This window comes from Pseudomonas sp. P4_C3 (assembly GCF_056402075.1).
In genome coordinates, this window is record NZ_JBFUIC010000685.1 from 1 (window position 1) to 981 (window position 981).

Annotated in this window: 1 protein-coding gene; it reads right to left on the reverse strand. The window is 69.2% G+C overall.

Annotation, left to right across the window (positions count from 1 at the left end):
* A partial coding sequence (locus tag AC1DVH_RS31770) for an ImcF-related family protein (RefSeq protein WP_477757116.1) occupies positions 1-981 on the reverse strand: 981 nt, incomplete at both ends.

Consider the following 981-nt stretch of genomic DNA (forward strand, 5'->3'; position numbering starts at 1 on the left):
GAGTTGCTCCGGGCTCAAGTCGGCGGCGAGGCTGGCGGGATTGTCGCTGAGCACCCAGTCGATCTCCTCGCGGCGAGCCTCGGCCACCTCGTCGATGGCTTGGCGGACCTGGCCCTCCCAGGCCTGGCGGGTGAACACCCCGGGCACGCTGGCCGTGGTGGCGAACAGMGCGCGGGCGTCGGWGTCGCCGACCATCTGCTGCAAGCCCAGGGCCGGGTAGTGATTGGCCGCCGCATCGAGCACCCGGCGGTACAGGCTGGCTTCGSCATTGCGCTGGCCCAACTGGMCGAGCAGTACCTGACGGGCCTGGGCCACCAACGTCGGGTCAGCCTCGATACGCCAGGCCGGATGGGYCGCCAGTTGCTCGGCATAGAACTGCCAGAGGCCGGGTGACAGGCCCTGCCAGAGCCCCGGCGTGATGTCGGTGTGTTGCGCCTGAGTCTCGACCAGCACCTTGGCGAGGAAAGCCGCGTCGGCTTTCTCCGGGCGCGCCATCATCAGGTAGGCCTTGAGCTGCGCGTAGGCGGCCGGGGCACGCTTGGCGCGTTCGGGGTTGGCGGGTGGCAGCTGGATCAGCGCCTTGAGTTGCTGTTGCAGATTGGTGGCCGCTGGATCGCGCAGCAGGCGATTGTTGGCCTCGACGTAGCGCGGCCATACGGCCACGAGCAAAGCCGGGTTATGGCTCAGGCCAAACCGCTGGTACCACGGCGTGCCGTGGTGCGCGCGGTAGTCCAGGCGCCCCAGTTCACGGGTCAACTCGTTGAACGCCAGCAGTTGTTCGTCGCCGCTGCCCGCTTGTTCCAGGGTCGCCAGCGCGGTCTGGACAAGGGCGATCTGCCCGCGGTTGCTGACGAAGGACAGCAACATCCCGGCACCCCACAGCAGCGCCACGCCCAACACCAGCGCATAAGCGACTCGCGGGGCGGACCAGCCCAGGCGTCGAGGGCTGGCGGCCTGATCGGCCAGCACGCCGTGCCAGGC